Annotated in this window: 22 protein-coding genes and 2 pseudogenes; 21 read left to right on the plus strand and 3 right to left on the minus strand. The window is 31.7% G+C overall.

Going from position 1 to position 19,414, the window contains the following annotated elements; translation table 11 throughout:
• Positions 1-70 precede the first annotated feature (70 nt).
• Positions 71-1,375, plus strand: a complete 1,305-nt coding sequence (locus tag RCJ96_RS14695) for an MFS transporter (protein WP_416504538.1) — start codon at positions 71-73, stop codon at positions 1,373-1,375.
• Between the two features lie 40 nt (positions 1,376-1,415).
• On the opposite strand, the gene RCJ96_RS14700 is transcribed toward RCJ96_RS14695, so the two are convergent.
• Positions 1,416-2,114 (minus strand): hypothetical protein, encoded by a 699-nt coding sequence (locus tag RCJ96_RS14700; protein ID WP_000035795.1) that lies wholly within the window; start codon positions 2,112-2,114, stop codon positions 1,416-1,418.
• Positions 2,115-2,621: 507 nt separating this feature from the next.
• On the opposite strand from RCJ96_RS14700, the gene RCJ96_RS14705 reads away from it, so the two are divergent.
• The 3 genes from RCJ96_RS14705 (at position 2,622) to RCJ96_RS14715 (ending at position 4,774) form a co-directional block, all read left to right on the plus strand.
• Positions 2,622-3,422 (plus strand): GNAT family N-acetyltransferase, encoded by an 801-nt coding sequence (locus tag RCJ96_RS14705; RefSeq protein ID WP_416504539.1) that lies wholly within the window; start codon positions 2,622-2,624, stop codon positions 3,420-3,422.
• A gap of 45 nt (positions 3,423-3,467) precedes the next feature.
• A complete protein-coding gene (locus RCJ96_RS14710) occupies positions 3,468-4,331 on the plus strand; it encodes a glycerophosphodiester phosphodiesterase (protein ID WP_270796524.1) in 864 nt (287 codons plus the stop codon).
• 95 nt (positions 4,332-4,426) lie between these two features.
• Entirely contained in the window at positions 4,427-4,774 is a 348-nt protein-coding gene (locus RCJ96_RS14715) for a VOC family protein (protein ID WP_074609442.1), read from the plus strand.
• A gap of 156 nt (positions 4,775-4,930) precedes the next feature.
• On the opposite strand, the gene RCJ96_RS14720 is transcribed toward RCJ96_RS14715, so the two are convergent.
• On the minus strand, positions 4,931-5,392 hold the full coding sequence (locus tag RCJ96_RS14720; RefSeq protein ID WP_000021734.1) for a DUF2306 domain-containing protein: 462 nt from the start codon (positions 5,390-5,392) through the stop codon (positions 4,931-4,933).
• A 173-nt stretch (positions 5,393-5,565) separates the two neighbouring features.
• On the opposite strand from RCJ96_RS14720, the gene RCJ96_RS14725 reads away from it, so the two are divergent.
• Positions 5,566-6,096, plus strand: a complete 531-nt coding sequence (locus RCJ96_RS14725) for a DUF4269 domain-containing protein (RefSeq protein ID WP_074609446.1) — start codon at positions 5,566-5,568, stop codon at positions 6,094-6,096.
• A 44-nt stretch (positions 6,097-6,140) separates the two neighbouring features.
• Here the strand turns inward: RCJ96_RS14725 and norG are convergent, their stop codons facing one another.
• Entirely contained in the window at positions 6,141-7,577 is a 1,437-nt protein-coding gene (gene norG, locus RCJ96_RS14730) for an efflux pump transcription regulator NorG (RefSeq protein ID WP_446699810.1), read from the minus strand.
• Positions 7,578-7,722: 145 nt separating this feature from the next.
• Here norG and RCJ96_RS14735 point away from each other — a divergent pair, with 145 nt between their 5' ends.
• The 16 genes and pseudogenes from RCJ96_RS14735 to RCJ96_RS14810 all read left to right on the plus strand — a co-directional run bounded on the left by RCJ96_RS14735 (position 7,723) and on the right by RCJ96_RS14810 (position 19,343).
• On the plus strand, positions 7,723-8,634 hold the full coding sequence (locus tag RCJ96_RS14735) for a DMT family transporter (RefSeq protein ID WP_416504542.1): 912 nt from the start codon (positions 7,723-7,725) through the stop codon (positions 8,632-8,634).
• A gap of 106 nt (positions 8,635-8,740) precedes the next feature.
• Positions 8,741-9,199 carry a GNAT family N-acetyltransferase gene (locus RCJ96_RS14740; RefSeq protein ID WP_416504543.1) on the plus strand — a complete coding sequence of 153 codons (459 nt, stop codon included), beginning with the start codon at positions 8,741-8,743 and terminating at the stop codon, positions 9,197-9,199.
• Between the two features lie 30 nt (positions 9,200-9,229).
• Positions 9,230-9,568, plus strand: coding sequence for a divalent cation tolerance protein CutA (gene cutA, locus RCJ96_RS14745; protein WP_001160784.1), 339 nt, complete (start codon positions 9,230-9,232; stop codon positions 9,566-9,568).
• Positions 9,569-9,593: 25 nt separating this feature from the next.
• Positions 9,594-10,040 carry an NUDIX domain-containing protein gene (locus tag RCJ96_RS14750; RefSeq protein WP_074609449.1) on the plus strand — a complete coding sequence of 149 codons (447 nt, stop codon included), beginning with the start codon at positions 9,594-9,596 and terminating at the stop codon, positions 10,038-10,040.
• Positions 10,041-10,243: 203 nt separating this feature from the next.
• Entirely contained in the window at positions 10,244-10,510 is a 267-nt protein-coding gene (locus RCJ96_RS14755) for a heterocycloanthracin/sonorensin family bacteriocin (protein WP_001071388.1), read from the plus strand.
• 101 nt (positions 10,511-10,611) lie between these two features.
• Positions 10,612-11,628, plus strand: coding sequence for a serine hydrolase domain-containing protein (locus RCJ96_RS14760; RefSeq protein ID WP_074609451.1), 1,017 nt, complete (start codon positions 10,612-10,614; stop codon positions 11,626-11,628).
• Between the two features lie 31 nt (positions 11,629-11,659).
• Positions 11,660-11,803, plus strand: a complete 144-nt coding sequence (locus tag RCJ96_RS14765; protein WP_000653324.1) for a hypothetical protein — start codon at positions 11,660-11,662, stop codon at positions 11,801-11,803.
• 284 nt (positions 11,804-12,087) lie between these two features.
• Positions 12,088-13,296 carry an L-lactate MFS transporter gene (locus RCJ96_RS14770; RefSeq protein WP_000815154.1) on the plus strand — a complete coding sequence of 403 codons (1,209 nt, stop codon included), beginning with the start codon at positions 12,088-12,090 and terminating at the stop codon, positions 13,294-13,296.
• Positions 13,297-13,566: 270 nt separating this feature from the next.
• Complete coding sequence (locus tag RCJ96_RS14775) at positions 13,567-13,965, plus strand: cadmium resistance transporter (protein ID WP_242303831.1); 399 nt, start codon at positions 13,567-13,569, stop codon at positions 13,963-13,965.
• Between the two features lie 189 nt (positions 13,966-14,154).
• A complete protein-coding gene (locus tag RCJ96_RS14780; RefSeq protein WP_074609453.1) occupies positions 14,155-14,580 on the plus strand; it encodes a GNAT family N-acetyltransferase in 426 nt (141 codons plus the stop codon).
• A gap of 211 nt (positions 14,581-14,791) precedes the next feature.
• Entirely contained in the window at positions 14,792-15,235 is a 444-nt protein-coding gene (locus RCJ96_RS14785) for an NUDIX hydrolase (protein WP_416504544.1), read from the plus strand.
• A 30-nt stretch (positions 15,236-15,265) separates the two neighbouring features.
• Positions 15,266-16,396: a DNA polymerase III subunit beta gene (dnaN, locus tag RCJ96_RS14790; RefSeq protein ID WP_416504545.1), complete on the plus strand. Its 1,131-nt coding sequence runs from the start codon at positions 15,266-15,268 to the stop codon at positions 16,394-16,396.
• Between the two features lie 22 nt (positions 16,397-16,418).
• Positions 16,419-16,940: an NUDIX hydrolase gene (locus tag RCJ96_RS14795; RefSeq protein ID WP_242303829.1), complete on the plus strand. Its 522-nt coding sequence runs from the start codon at positions 16,419-16,421 to the stop codon at positions 16,938-16,940.
• A 45-nt stretch (positions 16,941-16,985) separates the two neighbouring features.
• Positions 16,986-17,772, plus strand: a pseudogene (locus RCJ96_RS14800) (alpha/beta fold hydrolase).
• A 136-nt stretch (positions 17,773-17,908) separates the two neighbouring features.
• Positions 17,909-18,122 (plus strand): annotated as a pseudogene (locus tag RCJ96_RS14805) (endonuclease); the annotation flags it as partial.
• Between the two features lie 135 nt (positions 18,123-18,257).
• A complete protein-coding gene (locus RCJ96_RS14810) occupies positions 18,258-19,343 on the plus strand; it encodes a hypothetical protein (protein ID WP_416504546.1) in 1,086 nt (361 codons plus the stop codon).
• The last annotated feature ends 71 nt before the right edge of the window (positions 19,344-19,414 follow it).

Raw genomic sequence — 19,414 nt, forward strand, 5'->3', positions numbered from 1 at the left:
ACATATTGCGATTGGGTTGACCCAAGAACTTACAATGTACGTAATACAAAATTAGACAGGGGGAAAAGCTATGGCAAGTTTACGGTTACATATAGAAAATAAAACAAGCAACCAAGAACTAAGAAATATTTGTTTATATTCAATTGCAAAAACCGTATCAATATTCGGTAGCTCTATTTATAGTTTCGCATTAGGATTGTATGTATTACAAATAACCGGATCTGCTTTAAACTTCGCGATTACGCTTATTTTAGGAACGATTCCAATGATTGTTATGAATCCATTTGCCGGTGTAATTGCTGATAAGGTTGATAAAAAGAAACTCGTCGTTTGTATGGATGTACTAAGCGGATGCTTATTAATAACTGTTTATATATTAAGCAACTATTATGGGTTAAACTTATTCATCATTTATACTACTACCTTTCTTATGACAGTATTTACAACATTTTTTGGAATAGGTTTAGAGGCTGCAAAACCAAATATCGTCTCTAAAGAGAGACTAATGAGTCTTAACTCTATAAGTAAAATTATCGACTCTATATCTTTAATTCTAGGGCCTATGTTAGGTGGCATTGTTTTTGCAGTCTTTGATATGAAAACTTTTATAATTATTAACGGTATTTCATTTATCCTTTCAGCTATATCCATATTGTTTATCAACTTTAAATTGTGCGAGCAATACATAAATAAGGAATGTTCAATAAGGGAAATTAATTTTATGAAAGATATAAAGGAGGGATACTCTTACTTAATGGAGCGGGAAAGCTTAAAAAATACGTTTCGTATTTTAATTTCACTTAATTTTTTTCTGGGATTTTCTGTAACTGTTCCATTGCCATACATTATGAATACAGTTCTCAATCTTAGTTCTAAACAATTTGGTTTGATCCAAGGGACTTTTCCAATAGGTATGATAGTTGGTGCAATAATAGTAAAAAAGATAACGAATCGTTTTTCTTATTCCTATCTATTGAAAAAAACAAGTTTTATGGTGGCAATTTTTATGATAGTTTCAGGTGCACCTGTTCTATTCAAAAGTATTGAAGTGAATAAAATTGTATTTGTGACCATGTACTGCGCCATTATGTTCTTTTTAGGGTTAATGATAGCATTAATTGATATCCCTTTAATTTATTTTATGCAAAGAGAGATTCCAGATGAATATAGGGGCAGAGTGCTTAGTATTGGATTAAGTTTAGGTAAACTGATGCAGCCGATAGCACTGGCATTATCAGGTCTATTATTAAATCATATTCCATCCTACACGCTTCCAATTGGAGGAGGGATCGTATTTCTTATTTTAAATCAGGCTTACTCAAATAAATTGAATTTAGAAATTCATTCAAAAGGGTATAGTGTTGAACGTAATTAAATAATATCGAAATAGCGCAGGATCATCATCCTGCGCTTATCTATCGTAATTCAGCTGTTTTTCTAATAACAATCTTATCAATATCGTCTTCCTCATCACCAATAAATAACCCGCGTTCTTTTAAATATGCCTCAAAATATAAATCTGCTTCTGCACGTTCATCATACGGTTTTATAGATAGAACGAAACCTAATTTGTTTTGTTCCTCTAGATGAGAAGTGGAAATGTATGCCGGTACATTGTGGCGTAAAAAGAGTTCTTTAACCGGAATAATCATATCTTTCATTAATTTCGTTAACATACCCATTTCAAACTCGAAATTAAAACGATCTATACTACATAAATCGGCGAATACTACACCAATAAAACCTGTATTATATACTTCTTGATATTCTACTTCCTCGTTACCGTAAAAATTCTTTTCGATTAAATAATTTATAAAGTAAGCAACACCGTCACTTTGTTCAAAAGGCTTCGTTGAAAGAACAAATCCGATTTTCTTTTGTTTATGTAAATATACACAAGACATGTATGCTGAAATGTTATGCTCTTTAAATAGAGAGCTTGTTGCCCCAGATAGACCATCTAATACGTGATGAACAATTTGAAGTTTTTTACGGGCGAAATAATAGGATTTCTTTTGTAACTCCAATGTATCAATAAAGACAGAGCCGATAAAGCCTGTATTTGAAATGATAGGTGTTTGCTTTTTTCTTCCTCTGCGCTTTGCTTGAGCCATTGTAAAAATCATCCCTTCATGTACAAATAAAATAAAAAGAACATTTGTTCGTATATTTATATTTTACTATTAAAACGCTCTAAAGTAAAGGGTTTTTGACGAAAAAACAACAAAAAAGACACCTGTAAGAGGTGTCTTAAACGCTGTAGGGAAGAGGGTTCATCCATACAATTTATATTATGATACAGAAACAATCTCTTCCGTATCTTCTACATCTAAATGACAGTCCATTGTACGAACATCTTGATCTTCATGACTTCCGAAATAAATAGTAATTTTCATATGTATCGCTCCTTTATTCTAGGAATACCTAAAATAATTACTAGTAATGTTAATATTTATTATATACCACTTTTTTCATTCCGACAACGTTATATCATATTTAATTCTTTTAGAAGACAAAGAGTGATTTATAGAGATATTTTTATAGAAATAGGTATATTTCTTATATGTTATATTTAATACTGAAAGATTCGAATTTGAATTTTTATGAAAGGGGCAAAATAAATGAATTTTAAAAAGTTACTAATAGATAATTTTACATATAAAACTTCATATATTGCGCGGCAGGCACAGGGAATGAATGTGAAAGAAACGAAGGATTACATCGCTGTCGACTGTGGTTTACCTGCAGATACATTTAATATCATTACTTTACTAAACAATAATGTAACGGAAGATATCGAGAAATTATATAAGGAGGTAGCGTACTATAATCAAAAGAAATATCCAATGAGTGTTTGGTTTTGGGATGATAGGTACGAGCAGACTATAAAAAGCGAATTAATAAAACTGGACTTAAAAGAAGCAGAACAGAATATTGCAATGGTCGCAGAATTAAATACAATTCATCCGACAATAAACATGCCAGTAGGTTTTACAATACAAAAAGCATCTTCACCAGAACAAATTAAAAAGTTTGGAGAAACGTTAGCTAATTTGTTTGGTTCATCAGAGGAAGGTATACATGTACAAGCATTCTACAATCAAGCTGCGTCTTTCGACTTATGGAATAGTGGGAATATGAACCTGTACTTAGGACTTTATAAAAATGAAGTCATATCGGTTGGTTCATTAGTATGTACAAAAGATAGTATTGGTATTTATGATATAGCAACGAAAGAAAGCATGAGGGGAAAAGGATTTGGCTCTACTATGTTTCATTACTTGCTGCAAGAAGCAAAGGAATTAAACGTTGCTCAATGCGTATTACAAGCTTCACCTGATGGGATTAATATTTATAAAAAAGCTGGTTTTCAATCTGTTGGACAAATGACTGTATTTGAAAATCGACATTTATTTGAATAAATTATCCAAGCCAAATTGCTTTCATGTAGGAGCTAATACATCATTATGAAAAAGATTTATATCGTTACAATCATTTGCGCCTTTCTAGTAATAGGTACTTTTGTTTATCATAAAGTAAATGAACTTAAGTACACGAAAGCTATTAATCAATCAAATCACATAAAAAATATTGCACATAGAGGCGCCTCTGCGTATGCGCCGGAACATACAATACCAGCTTATACATTAGGACAACAATTAAAAGCAGATTATATAGAAATAGATCTTCAAATGACAAAAGATGGACATTTAGTAGCTATGCATGATGAAACAGTAAATCGTACTACAAACGGTACAGGGCTAGTTAAGGAATATACATTAGAAGAATTAAAGCAATTAAAGGCAGGTTCTTCTTTTAATGAAAAACATCCAAATTTAGCAAAGAAAGAATACGAAAATGCTAAAGTTCCAACACTGGAAGAAGTAATTGAAGTGTTTGGGCATGACGCGAACTATTATATTGAAACAAAATCACCTGATGAATATCCAGGAATGGAAGAAAAGTTATTAGAAATTATCAATCATTATGAAATACAGGATAAAGTTATTATTCAATCATTTAGTGAAGAAAGTTTGCAAAAGCTACGTAGTTTACATGTTAATATACCTCTAGTCCAATTACTATCTTACAAAAAGGCAGTTCAATTAACTGAATCAGAGATAAAAAAGTATAAAACATACTGCATCGGTCTTGGGATGAACTACAAATATATTGATGCAGCTTATGTAAAGAGAATAAAGAAACATGGATTAGAAGTTCATCCATTTACTGTAGATAATGAAACAGACATGAAAAAGCTAATTTTATGGGGCGTTGACGGGATGTTTACGAATTATCCGGATCGTTTACATTCATTATTAAAGTCTTAATTAAAGATATTATTTTTAATGTCATAGTTTATAGAGGTTTTCGAGTAATATATAATTAAATTAATTTAGTTAAACTAAAAAGGAGTGTAAGTAGGATGAATATATTAGCTGTTGTTCCACGCCTTTATGTTTCAGACTTACAAACTCATCTAGAATTTTACAAAATACTATTAAAGCAAGAAAAACCACACGAATTTCAAATGAACGGAACTCATGTGATTAGATTTACAAATTTACTTTTAATTGAAGAATTAAAAGAAACAGTTAAGAATCATGTTGCTGCAACGATTGTAATTGATGATCTCAACGAAGTAAAAGAACTAATCTTAAACTATAACGGCGTAATGATTACTGAACCAATACAAGTACCCACAGGTATGAAAATGATAATTCGTCATCCGGATGGTAATATTATTGAATACATAGAGCCTACATTAAAATGAAATTCGAAAAAGAATCCAATACTTTTATTGGATTCTTTTTATTTAGCTCTAAGTGACTAACTTAAAGCAATACGACCTTCAATTTATAAATAAAATATTACATTGAGTATGATTTTTCATAATAATCATCAGAAAGTAACGAAAATGTAATGAATTTTAACTACGCTTTTTATATTTTTTTGATACACTGGCTACGAGAGGAATACCGATTAATGTAGGCAAAAACCAAAACCATATAGGCGGCAATAAATTAATTATGGGAATATGAATACCGACGTTTACTAAAAGTGCGGTTACCGCACCTATATAAGAACCTAACATACCTCTAATATGGTGATGAAGCCAATTTTTCCAACGTTTTTTTCGTGCAAGGTAGCCATAAATCGCAAAAGCATAAGAGAAAATTGCTACATAAAATAAATATGCGATTTTATCCCAGTTTATAATGGATAGTATAATTGCAGTAAGGGTGATCACAACATAGGATGCATGATATATTTCACCCCATTCCGTATGTTTTCCTTTCTTCTTTTGAGCAACCATCGCTAAAATACCGGTAATTAAGCATATTGTTCCAAATAATATGTGGATGGTTAAAAGAATGTTAAAAATGCTCATAATAATTCCTCCTTTTTTATTTTTATAGTATTGCAGTATAGGAGAAAAGTTGAAAAACATCGTTTGTTCGTCTTAATATATTGAAATAAAGGTACTCTTAGAACAAATTTAAACGGACAAATTTTCTTGAATTTAGTGAAACACGTATTACGTGAAATGAAGGAGAGACTTCCATGTTTACATCTATTACATATTTACAATCAGGGAATGACAAGCAACAAAAAGTATATGATGTTTTAAATAAACTAAACATAATGGAGGATTTAGCTTTGTATAGCCCTGTTCTTTGCGGGACAATTCCTATAAGAATTGATACGCTTCAATCTGACTTAGATATAGTAATGGAAGTACATAACTTTGATGTTTTTGAACAAGAAATGAGATCTTTATATGGCTCTTATGAAGGGTTCAGAATAAAAAAGAAAAAAATTAAAAATACCGAATCGATAAAAGTAAATTTTGAATTTGAAGGTTTTGAATTTGAATTATTTGCTCAGCCTAAGCCAGTTCGTAACCAAAATGCATATAGACATATGATAGTAGAGCACATGTTATTAATGCAGCATCCCCATATAAGAGAAGAAATTCTTCGCTTAAAAGAGAATGGTTTAAAAACAGAACCTGCTTTTGCTCAAGTATTAAACATTAACGGGGATCCTTATGAAGCACTTATTTTATTAGGGCAGGAAATGAGATTGTGGTAAATAAGATACATAAAAACTCCTCTATAGAAAAAGAGGAGTTTTTGTTATGCCGTTAGCTTACGAATTAATTCACTCAACAATTTAATCCCGTTAGTCATTTGCTCTGAAGAAGCATATCCATATGATAAACGAATATACCGGTCTGATTCTTCTTCATATATACGTCCTGGGTTTAAAAGAACTTCTTTTGATAGTGCCTCTGAAAATAATTTCTTCATCGGAATGCTAGGTATTACCTTTAGCCATATAAATAATCCACCACTAGGTATATCCCAGGTGGCAATATCTGTACAATACTTATGTAAAGCTCGTATCATTATTTGTCTTCTTTCTTTTAGTTTAATTCTTACGTTCGCTACATGTTCCTCATAAAACCCTTTATTTATCCATTCAGCAGCAACTCTTTGGGATAAGGAGCTTGATCCATAATCTGTTTGCATTTTTATATCTGATAATCTATCAATAACGGGTTCTGGACCGATAACCCATCCAATTCTAAGTCCTGGGGTAAGCGTCTTAGAGAGACTACCAATATATAATATATGTCCATGTTTATCCCTTGATTTTAAAGGATCTGGGGGCGGTGCATCAATCCATAACTCGCGGTAAATATCATCTTCAATAATAGGTAACTGTTCCTTTTCACATATTTTTAATATTTCTTTTCTCCGCTCTTTAGACATTAATATGCCTGTTGGATTTTGAAAACAAGGAATTGAATATAAAATGTTTTTCTTCTGACTGTATTTAATTCGTTTTAATAACTCGTTAGGTAATATACCGTGAGGATCCATAGATATACCAGATAGATTTATATTTGCTGATTGAAATACATGAAGTGAATATAAGTAAGAAGGTTGTTCAAGTAAAACGGTAGACTCTCTATGTAAAAGACCAATTGATATTAATTGCAATGCTTGTAATGCACCCGAGACGATTAATATGGAACCCGGTGATGCATGTATTCCAAATGATTTTACGTATTTACTTATTGCTTCACGTAACGGATAAAACCCTTTTTGTTCCTCATATCCAAAATAATCTAATTCCTCACTTACTTTTTTCATAATGGACTGCATCGTTTCTAACGGAAAAAGATGAGGAGCAAGTTCGCCTTTACTAAGATGGATAAGTTTGTTATTTGCTTCTGCTTCATTTATTTTTCGTACCATTAACTTGCTTGGTTTATGAATACCGGCTTTTACATATTCACTCCAATCAGGCGGGGGATTCGTCGCTAATAATGACCACGTATTATTCGTTACAATTGTTCCTGCTCCAATTTTCCCTTGAATCAATCCATCAGCCATAAGTTCATCTAGTGCAGTTATTACAGTGCTGCGATTTACTTGGAATAATTTCGCTAACTGCCTTTGACTAGGAATCTTACTTCCAATTGGCCATTCTCCATTTTCAATTTTTTCTTTCATATAGTCTACTATTTGCTGATACTTAGGCGTTTTTTTACTAGTTGTCATCAAAAAACTCCTTCGCTCACTTGAAAAATGCCAAGTGGTTGGTTTTTACGATAAAAAACTGGTTGAAGACATTGTATCAACTATTAAATATGATGGGAAGAAATAATTGGTAATTATAAAGTGGTTGGTTTGAAGGGGGAGAGAAAACATGAATTATAAAAAATGGGATTATCGAATTATATGTGCTCATTCTTTTACAATTTTAATTTGGGGAACCGCCTTTCCGGCAATTCGTATGGGTCTTGAATCTTACACACCTGAACATCTTACTTTACTTCGTTTGTTAATCGCTTCATTCATACTTCTTTTGTTTTCGTTTATATACAAACTACGATTACCTGATCTAAAAGATATTCCAGCGATTTTTTTATTTGGTGCTTTAGGATTTACTTTTTATCACATCGCATTAAACTATGGTGAAAAAACAGTAAATGCTGGATCGGCAAGTTTAATCGTTTCAGTTACTCCTATAGTAACGGCAATTCTTGCTTTTGTTTTTTTAAATGAAAAAATGAAAGCAAATGGATGGATCGGTGGTGTAATTAGCTTTATAGGAATTACTTTCATATCATTTAGTCAAGGGGGGTCTATTCAATTTAATAGCGGGGGATTATTTATATTATTAGCAGCCGTTTCAGAAAGTCTATTTTTCGTTTTTCAAACATCGTACTTAAAAAAGTACGGCTTCTTGCCATTTACCATATATACAATTTTATCTAGTACGGTATGTATGCTTATTTTCTTACCGGGAATGTATCAAGAAATACTGGTGGCTCCTCTTGAAGTGAATTTGAGCGTTATATATTTAGGTTTATTTCCAACAGTACTCCCGTATATTGCATTGGCCTATATTATATCTCATACTGGTGCTTCCGAGGCAACAAGCTCTCTATATTTAACGCCAGTAATTGCTTGTTTTATAGCTTGGGTATGGTTAGGTGAAGTACCTACTTTTATTTCGGTAGTTGGTGGAGTAATTACTATACTTGGAGTTTTAATAGCGCATGTATCATTAAAGAAAGATATTCGAAGTGAAAAGTACAGCGATATAACTGGATAAATTCTATTTAGAAGTGATAATTCCCTGTTTTTTATAATTAAGAAACAGGGAATTATTTCACTACGTTGAATATGTAAATATATTCTTAATAAAGGGGTTTAAAATATTGAATATCCAGTTAAAGGTTGTTACGAGAGAGAATTGGGAAGATGCTTTAAAGCTGCAAGTTAAAGATAATCAGACGAAATTTGTTCCATCTGTAGCAGTCTCACTTGCTAAAGTATATATAAAACCAGATGGGGACGCTGTAGAATACCAACCATTTGCGATATACAATGGCGATCTAATGGTTGGTTTTGTTATGCATGCTGTTGTAAAAGAAACAACTGATATGTATTGGATAAACGGATTTATTATCGATCAAAAGCAGCAAGGTAACGGTTATGGAAAAGCAGCATTACAAGAAAGTATATATTTAATAAAAAATACGTTTAAGGCGTGTAAAGAAATTAGATTAACAGTACATAAAGATAATATCTCTGCAAAGAAACTATATGAAAGTTACGGTTTTCAGTCATTGGGACATGATTATGATGGCGAGCAAGTATATCGCTTATTCGTTTAATTATTATGTAGCAAAGGTGTGAAATGAATTATGCAATTTACTGAAGTGAAAATTGAAGTATTTATCCCTGAAGAATACATTGAAATGTTGAGGAATGAGTTAAATAAAATTGGTGCTTGTAAAACGGGAGAATATGATCATTGTCTGTCCTATAGTTCTGTGAAAGGATACTGGAGACCGTTAAAAGGCGCATCACCTTTTAACGGGGAAATTGGTCAGATTTGTGAAGGGCAAGAATGTAAAATTGAAATAAAGTGCAAACGGGATCTTGTAAAGGATGCACTTGAAGTGATTAATAAAATTCATCCGTATGAAACACCTATGATTTATATTATCCCGATATTAAATGACTATTTTAATCAAATATAAAATAAATGAATGGGAGGAATAGCAATTGAAAAATAAATTTCATCATATTGTACGAGCTGTTATGATTAAGGATAAAAAATTGTTAGTAGCTGAATATATTGGCCATCATTATTTTCTACCAGGTGGTCATGTTGAAGTTGGCGAATCAGCTGAGAATGCATTAATAAGAGAACTAAGGGAAGAACTCGGAGTAAATTGTAGTATAAAACAATTTTTAGGAGTCATAGAAAACCAATGGCAAGATCGAGAAGTTCTTCACCATGAAATCAATCATATTTTTGAGATAGATTCACAAGAGTTACTTATTGATTTCATACCAAAATCTAAAGAACCTCATTTAGCGTTTCACTGGATAGATTATAATCGAGACGCTTTACATACTTATAAAATCATGCCAGAACCTTCAGTTAAAGAGTTACTAGAAAGAAAATTAAGTGATGAACTACTAAACTGTTGGATTAGTAATTTTTAAAAACCTCTATTAATAATAAATTCGTCCAGCAAAAAGAGATTAAGAAAATAGGCTGAAAAACAAGGTACATCACCTAGTGTAAGTTCATATTTTGTTGATGTACGTATTCAAGTATATAGCCATTTGTTTCTACTTTGTTTATTGAAATTTATTAACTTCAATATGTGGACGGAATTTATATTTATAAATGGAGGGGTTTCATAATGAATCAGTTTCAACAAGAACTACAATCATTAAACCTTAATGATTATCAAACTGGTAATGTTGTGTATTGGGATCAACAACAAAGTCAATATCCATACTACTACATTCAAGACGATGCACGTCGTTGCGGCGGATGCGGAGGTTGTGGTGGACGCTGTGGCGGATGTGGCGGCAGATGTGGTGGTTGTGCAGGTCGTTGCGGCGGATGCATAGGATGCGCTGGATGTTTCGGTTGCTTTAATTGCTGGAACTGGTGGATCATTTAAGTATAGAACATCAAAGATATTTTGCTTGAAGGAAAGGTGTGAAAACTATTTTGCACTTTTCTTTCAAGCTGTAATTTTTATGTGTATTAAGGGGGATTTATTTGTATACATATGATAAGTTGATTTCTTGGGTAGAAAATATAAAAGAACAAAACCATAGCTCTGCAGCAGCGCTTTGCATAATGAAAGATAACAAAATTGTACTGGAGCATTATAGTGGCTATCACTCAAATACATCTACAAGCAAGAAAGTAACAGCATCTTCACAATTTAACGTTGCTTCTGCTAGAAAAAGTTATTTAGGATTAATGATAGCGTATGCGCTTTACGAGGGGAAAATAAACTCTATTGATGATGAAGCGATAAAATATTTTAAAGACTTTGATCATGCATTGCTTGGTAAAATAACGATAAGGCATTTAGTAACACATTCGCACGGTTTAGGAGAAACGAATGACGGAAAAATTTTTCGTGAATTTGAACCTGGACAATCTTGGGCTTATAGAGATATTAATGTAAGAATGATGACACATCTTATTTATCAGCTATATAGAAAAAGTTTTCCTGAATTGTTAAAAGAGCGTGTGTTTAAACCTGCTAATTTCCAAGAAACAGGATGGAGAATACAGCAAGATGACAATTTAGTTGCAGTTGTTGATGATCCAAATAAAGGCGCAATTCGTGAAATTGGTACAGTAGATGACGGTACTGAAAAAAATCTGTTTGTCTCCGCTAGAGAATTTGCACAGTGGGGCAATCTTCATCTAAATCAAGGTATGATACATGATAAACAAATTGTTCCAAAAGAAGTTATAAAAATCGCTACGAGTTTGCAGAGTCCAACATATGCAAATAAAGAGCTACCACAAAATGGCTTGTTTTGGTTCGTTCAAAATGAACCTGCACAATTAAGTGAACTAGGCGAACGTGTACCAAAAGGCTCGTATCAAATATTAGGAATTACGGGACCAACTATATTAGTAATACCTGAATATAATGTAGTTGTTGCGAAAATGTATAATAAAAGATACAACGACGGCGGTGATAATTATTTATATTATTTACGTGAATTTAGTAATTTAGTCGTTGATACATTTCGTAACAGTAATAGGGCATAATTACTCCTATATCGAAAAGGAGTGAAAGAAAATGAAAGATAAAATAAATAAAAATAAAAAGCAAAACATTAAGGATGTAAATACAGAACAAAATGCAATTTATAGCGATCCAAAAGATGCAGCTAATATGCAAACGGTACCGCAGCCGAAGGATTTTGATGAAATTGAATATTAATTTTTCGTTTATCCGACTATATGATGAATCAAAAATACATCTTAAGTCCCATCACATGATTGAAAACTTTTGGTACTCTATATACATAAGCATTTGAAAATGTCTTATCTTAACAAAGCTTTCTTTAAGTAAATCTAATATAACCTGCAGAAAGACACTTCATAATGGAGTGTCTTTTTGTGTACATGAATTCAATTTCCATTTTTCATGCAGTATCTTGCTTTTTATGATGGTTATACTAACTGTGAAAATTCATGTCACGATAAAAGAAGGGGACAGTTAGTATGAAACAAACTTCTATAAATCCGTTATTAATTGTTCTAGGTACAATCATTGTTCAAATTGGGCTTGGAACAATTTATACATGGAGTTTATTTAATCAGCCCCTTGTAAGTAAGTTTGGATGGAACCTTAATTCAGTTGCTATAACTTTCTCCATTACAAGCTTCTCTTTATCATTTTCAACATTATTTGCAGGAAAGTTACAGCAAAAATTAGGGCTTCGAAAACTCATCGCTACTGCAGGGATTGTGCTGGGACTCGGTTTAATACTAAGTTCACAAGTTTCCTCCTTACCATTACTATATTTATTAGCTGGAGTCGTAGTTGGTTATGCCGATGGAACTGCTTATATTACATCATTATCTAATTTAATTAAATGGTTTCCGAATCGGAAAGGGCTTATTTCAGGTATATCTGTATCAGCATATGGAATGGGCAGCTTAATCTTTAGATATATAAACGGAAATCTGATCGACAGCCTTGGTGTATCACAAGCCTTTTTATATTGGGGGATTATCGTCTTACTTTTAGTATTAATCGGATCGTTCTTCTTACGTGAAGCAATAGTAAGTAACACTGTAGCTGAGACTTTACACAATGATTATACACCTCGTGAAATGATGCGAACGAAACAAGTATATCTTTTGTTTTTTATGCTATTCACATCGTGTATGGGCGGTCTATATTTAATCGGTATGGTCAAAGATATCGGAGTGCAGCTCGTTGGACTTAGCGCAGCAACCGCTGCTAATGCCGTCGCCATGATTGCGATTTTTAACACTGTAGGTAGAATCGTTCTTGGAACGTTATCAGATAAAATAGGTCGAATGAAAATCGTTTCTGCAACGTTTATTATCATTGGATTGTCAGTCTTTACATTAAGTTTCATTCCGCTAAATTACGGCATATATTTCGCATGTGTAGCAAGTGTTGCCTTTTGCTTTGGCGGTAATATCACTATATTCCCAGCTATTGTTGGAGATTTCTTCGGATTAAAAAACCATAGTACAAATTATGGGATTGTATACCAAGGTTTCGGATTCGGTGCACTTGCAGGATCATTCATCGGGGCGCTTCTTGGAGGATTTGAACCAACCTTTATTATAATCGGCGTTCTTTCTGTTATCTCTTTCATTATATCTATTTTAATTCGTCCACCAAAAGCAGAAAAGAAAAAAGAAACACAACATTTATATCGAAAAGTAGCTTAAGTTTAAAAAGAGTCCTCATAAAGGGCTCTTTTTATATTACACAACATTTAATTTTCCCTTTTTAGCCATTGTGTAGGAAGAATACACTTACTTAATTTAAAATGAAATGATTTGAGAAGCAATAAAGTGGTTTATTTATTAACGAAACAAGTAGCAGATAAGTAAAATATTCATATTGTTTTATAAAAGAATCAAAATATTGATAAAAAACTACAGTTAATCCGCTTCGCTAGTAGGCATACATTTCATTATAAAGGTAGTTGGCTTATTTTGGTTACAACTATAATTTCTTCTTTTATTGCATTTACTTCAACAAATATTGATGATATTTTTATACTCCTTGTTTTATTTTCACAAGTAAAGACAGGAGTATGTAAGGAAGAAGATAGAACTTTCCAGGGAAAAACTAAGATAAAAGAACTTTATATTGTTATTGGACAATATTTGGGGTTTAGTGTAATTATTTTTCTAAGTATTATTGGTTCCTTAAGCTCTTTTTTCATTCCTATATCGTGGATCGGATTATTAGGATTCGTGCCAATTTATATGGGGATTAAAGGACTATTCTCACTTCGTTCTAACAAAAGTAATATTATCGTTCCAATCGTTCTAATTGGTTTAGGAATGTTCATTCTTTTTCGCAGTAATACAATAGAATTATTTTACTAATACGTTCAAACTAACGGAAGTTTTAATTAAAAAGAATCAAACGTGGTAAAAAGCCGTACTACAAATAAAATGTAGTACGGCTTTTTACAATTTTAGCGAAATGAAACAGTGCATTACGACTATTGAGTTAGACAGGATATTACGATTATTAAATTGAATAGATACTTTAAAAGGAGCGTGATGATTAAAATGAAAATAGTAAAACAATGGGTCCAAGAAGATAGTGATTACATAAGAGAAAAAGTAATTGAATATAATCAAAAACATATTTCAGATGAAGAGAAAAAGCCTTCAGAAAAAATTAGTTTTATAGTGAAAAATGAAGATGAAGAAATAGTAGGTGGAATAACTGCAATTACATTTTGGCATCACGTACATGTTGATTTCCTGTGGGTTTCTGAAGAATATAGACACGAAGGTTATGGAACCAAGTTAATAAAACTTATTGAAGAATTTGCAATTGAAAAAGAGTGTAGGCTAATCAATTTAGATACTTTTAGCTTTCAGGCACCTGCTTTTTATAAAAAACATGGATATAAAGTAATTGGAGTAAGTGAAGATCACCCTAAAGGGCATAATCGATACTATTTTGAAAAAAGGTTAGAAAATATATAGAATCCCAAAATCAATCAAACCATAAAGAGCGTACGCTGAATAATTACTTTCAAAATACGCTCTTTTTTATTTAGAAATGAAGGGGTATCGATTATTACCTTTACTAAGGGTAGATAAATGAAATACTCTATTAATTTTTTTATATTTTAAAACGATTAAATGGTAGAATGTAACAAAGACAGAAAATTCTCGTTATTGAAGGTGGACTTAGATGAAAAAAGTAAATGTTACATATGCGCTTTTATACGATAAAACAAATGAAAAGATCTTAATGGTAAAAAACAAAGGGAAGAATGGTTCTTATTACACACTACCAGGTGGCGCGGTTAAATTAGGAGAAACGTTAGAGGAGGCAGTCATTCGAGAAGTAAAAGAAGAAACCGGTCTACATATAACTGTAAATGGTATTTGTTACATTAGCGAAGCTTTTTTCGAAGAGAGAGGACACCATGCAATATTCTTTAATTTTTTAGGTGAAATAATCGGCGGGAAAACAAATATAACAAGGCCAAAAGAAATTGAAGAGATTACTTGGATGGAATTACATAGAGCAGAACCGCATTTACGTATACCAGAACACTTATTAAATATATTACAAAGGAAAGAAACAGTACCTTACTTTTTTAACGGAACAATCATTCATCGATCTTCATAAAACTATCATTTCATGTAAGGCGGGGAAAAAATGGAGTTTATCGTTAATCATAAACATTTCACTCAAGCACTTTCAGAAGTAAGTAAAGCAATATCTACCAAAGCTATAATTCCTATACTATCCGGTATAAAAATAACTGCAGATCAATCTGGAATTACTTTAATCGCAAGTAATTCAAATATTTTCATCGAAAAATTCATCCCTAGTTCCATGGATGACGAACAAATTACGACTACCTTACAAGCAGGAACAATTGTTGTACCTGCAAAATACTTCATTGAAATTATAAAGAAAATGCCAAGCGATATAGTAATAAAAAGTAAGAATGAGCAAACAATTACCATACAATCAGAAGAAATCACATTAAACTTAAATGGTTTTCCAGCGAATGAATTTCCTAACGTACCACAAATAGACGATCATGCAGAAATACAAATAGAAACAAAACAATTGATTGATGCGTTTAAACAAACAGTCTTTGCAGTAGCGAAAAATGAATCTAGACCCGTTCTTACCGGCGTACATATCGAGTTAGACCATAACAAATTAATATGCGCTGCAACTGACTCTCATAGACTAGCTATACGTGAAACACTAATTTCTACTAATATGAAAGCGAATTGTATTGTACCAAGTGCAACCATTAATGAGCTTTTAAAATTAATGAACAGCAATTTAGAATTCGTTTCTATTTATCTATCAGAAAGTCACATTATTTTTACATTCGGCACAACTACGTTATATTCACGACTAATTGAAGGGAAATATCCTAATATTTCTACTCTCATTCCAAATGAATTTCAAACCGTCATTAACATAGATAGACAAAGAATGTTACAAGGGGTAGATCGATCAAGCTTATTAGCAAGTGAATGGGCAAATAACAATGTTAACTTAGAAATTGTAAACGAATCTACCATTCAAATTTCTTCTAACGCTTCTCAGATTGGAAAAATATCTGAGACTCAACAGATAGATGTAATTCAAGGTAAAAAACAATTCAATATATCTTTCGATGGACGATTTATGTTGGATGCTTTAAGGGCAATAAAAGAAGAAACGGTTACTTTAAGTTTCAGCGGTTCTATGAGACCGATATTAGTTGAAGCAGGAACACACTCTGCAGCAATCCATCTTATATCTCCAGTAAGAGCTTATTAAAAACGGAGGAAGGAATCAAATTATGTACAAGCACACTTTATGTTTCATAAAAAGAAATGAAGAGATACTTATGCTAAATAGAAAATATGACCCTGTAAAAGGATTGTGGAACGGGGTAGGAGGGAAGATAGAAAAGGGAGAAACACCTCTAGAAAATGCAATTCGTGAAATAAAAGAAGAGACTAATATAAAAGTTACGCATGATCAAATTCAATTTAAAGGCATTATTAAATGGGAGAATTCTTCATATTCTGGCGGAATGTATGTTTATCTAGTAGAGTTACTTCATGAATTTATATATCACACTCCAAAAAAAGTCTCAGAAGGAATTCTAGATTGGAAAGAGATTTCTTGGATTCTTAGTGATTATAATTACGGCGTAGGAGAGATGATACCTAAATTTTTAGTTGAAGTGCTCCACAATGAATTAATATTAGAGCATAATTTTATTTTATCTAATCATAAATTAATAAATTATAGGAATCAGAAATTGGTTAAGCAGGATAGGTTACTTACTTCTTTATATAATACTATTTGCTTATAAATAACAAACTAAGAGAAAATGAAAATTTCAGATAGGAGATTCGATATGTGGACAACAAATATTATCAAAACTCCAAGAGGAAAGTTTGAATATTTTCTAAAGGGAGAAGGACCTCCACTTTGCGTTACTCATTTGTATAGTGAGTATAATGATAATGGAAATACTTTTGCAAACCCATTTACTGACCATTATAGCGTATATTTAGTTAACTTAAAGGGATGTGGCAATTCAGATTCGGCTAAAAATGATTGTGAATATAGTATGACCGAAACGATTAAAGATTTAGAAGCGATTCGAGAAGCTTTATATATTAATAAGTGGGGGTTTGCTGGTCATTCGACAGGAGGGATGTTAGCTCTTGTATATGCGACTGAAGCACAAGAAAGTTTAACGAAAATAATTGTTGGTGGCGCAGCGGCGAGCAAGGAATATGCATCTCATAAAGATAGTATATACTGTAGTAAAAATGTAAAATTTAATAGAATCGTATCAATTATGAATGTATTAAATGATGATAGTACAGTACAAGAAGAAAGAAAAGCTTGAAGAGGCATTAAAATTGCCGAATAGCGGAAAGACAGTTGGCAATCGGTTAAATTATTTTAGAGAAGTTGAATATAAAGATTATGATGTTCGTCAGAAACTTAAATTCATAAAAATTCCAAGCTTTATATACTGTGGTAAGCATGATGCACAATGTCCCTACATATTTTCCCGTGAAATAGCAAATTTGATCCCGAACGCAACATTAACTAAATTTGAAGAAAGTAATCATAATCCATTTGTTGAAGAAATAGACAAGTTTAATCAGTTTGTCAACGATACATTATAATCAATAAGTAAAAAGCGAATCTTTTATATAAGACAGATTCGCTTTTTATTATAATTAGACTTTTTGCCACCAAGCATACCTAGGATAGTCTGTAGATTTTAACGTAATAGATTCGCCAATTTGAGGTGTTGTAATATTTCAGAAAGAAAGTCTAAGTCTAGATCAATTAAAAGATCGAAAGCTAAAAAGAACTCAAGCTGCTGTTAAGCAGAGAAAACAAAATTTCCTTAAGGAATATATGAAAAATAAATGTATCGCTAAAATTAGAAATAAAGGAACCAACTTTTAAAAGTTGGCTAAAAAATGATAATCAATTTAAAAAAGACTATGAAAGAATTCATTCATTATAAAAATGTAAAAAACCTTAGTATATCTATGCTAAGGTTTTTAATTTGGGATTATTAGAGGACACTCATTTTCGTTTATAGAACTTAATAAATACATAGATTTTACAATGAATTTATTAGTAAGGGAGGGAATATGAAATGTTCACTAATAATAGTCCGGAGAATATATTACATACAGCTTATGAAGCAAAAATGATTTCGTCTGGAGATAATTCGCCATCTATAAAAATAAAAGGAACGAAACTTCAATATTTACTTGTATTGATTCATCTTGGTTTTGAGTCAAATGCTATAAAAATGATGTTAAATTGGACGAATGATGAATTTGAAAAGCGCGTTAATTTATTAGAAGCAGAGGGGCTATTGAAACAAATAGGAGGGAGGTACTATCCAACGTGTATGATTATAACAGCTTGTGAAGGAGAAAAGCTTTATAACCTTTGTGACCCTCTAATTAAACCAACACTTAAGATCTTTGAAAACTATTCAAGTCATATTGAAGATATTTCAAAAAGAATCGACACGTTTAATCATTTATCTAGAGAATCTTATAGTCTTTTATTGTATAGTGGTGTGTTATTAGATTTTGGACAAATAAATTACATTGAAGAAAACTATTTAAAAAAGAAACGACCTTTAAGAAATAAGAAACGATATTATTATGCTATTCAAGAACAAGAACTAACAGATATAGAGGCTTTCGGGATGTATGGTAATACGTATTTAGATTTAGGAGAAGTTCAAATTGGTCTTTATGGAAATTCTCGATATTCAACATTAAATTTAATAACAGCAAACAACGAAATATTTGAAGAATATTTTCAAAACACTAATACTGATATTAATTATAAGAAAAAACAATTAGTAAAAGGTTTCGTAGCAGCAGATAGACAAAAAAACTTACATTTAAACGTAGTTTACGAAAAATTAGGCTTATATCAAAATTCACAACCTGTTATCCCTGTATTTAAATCAACAGACTTATTTATACTTAACGAAATTGCAAACACAATCAGTGAAGATTTAGTCTTATTATTCAACGAAAACGATAAACCTTTAAAACAATACTTTGCCAGCAGCAGATACTCAAAAGAAATTACTTATGAAGAGTTTTTTATCTGGTGGTATCACTTTTTCTATACAAAAGTAACTGAAGAATTAATAAAACAAGGTGTAATTATAACAAGCACCCCAAAAAATCAAACGTACATAATCCATCAATAATTTTAAATTAAAGTGCTAATATACTTTTACAAATGTAGCAGCTGAATGGTAAATAAGGGATAATCTGAATT

Source organism: Bacillus sp. BSL6, assembly GCF_052928345.1.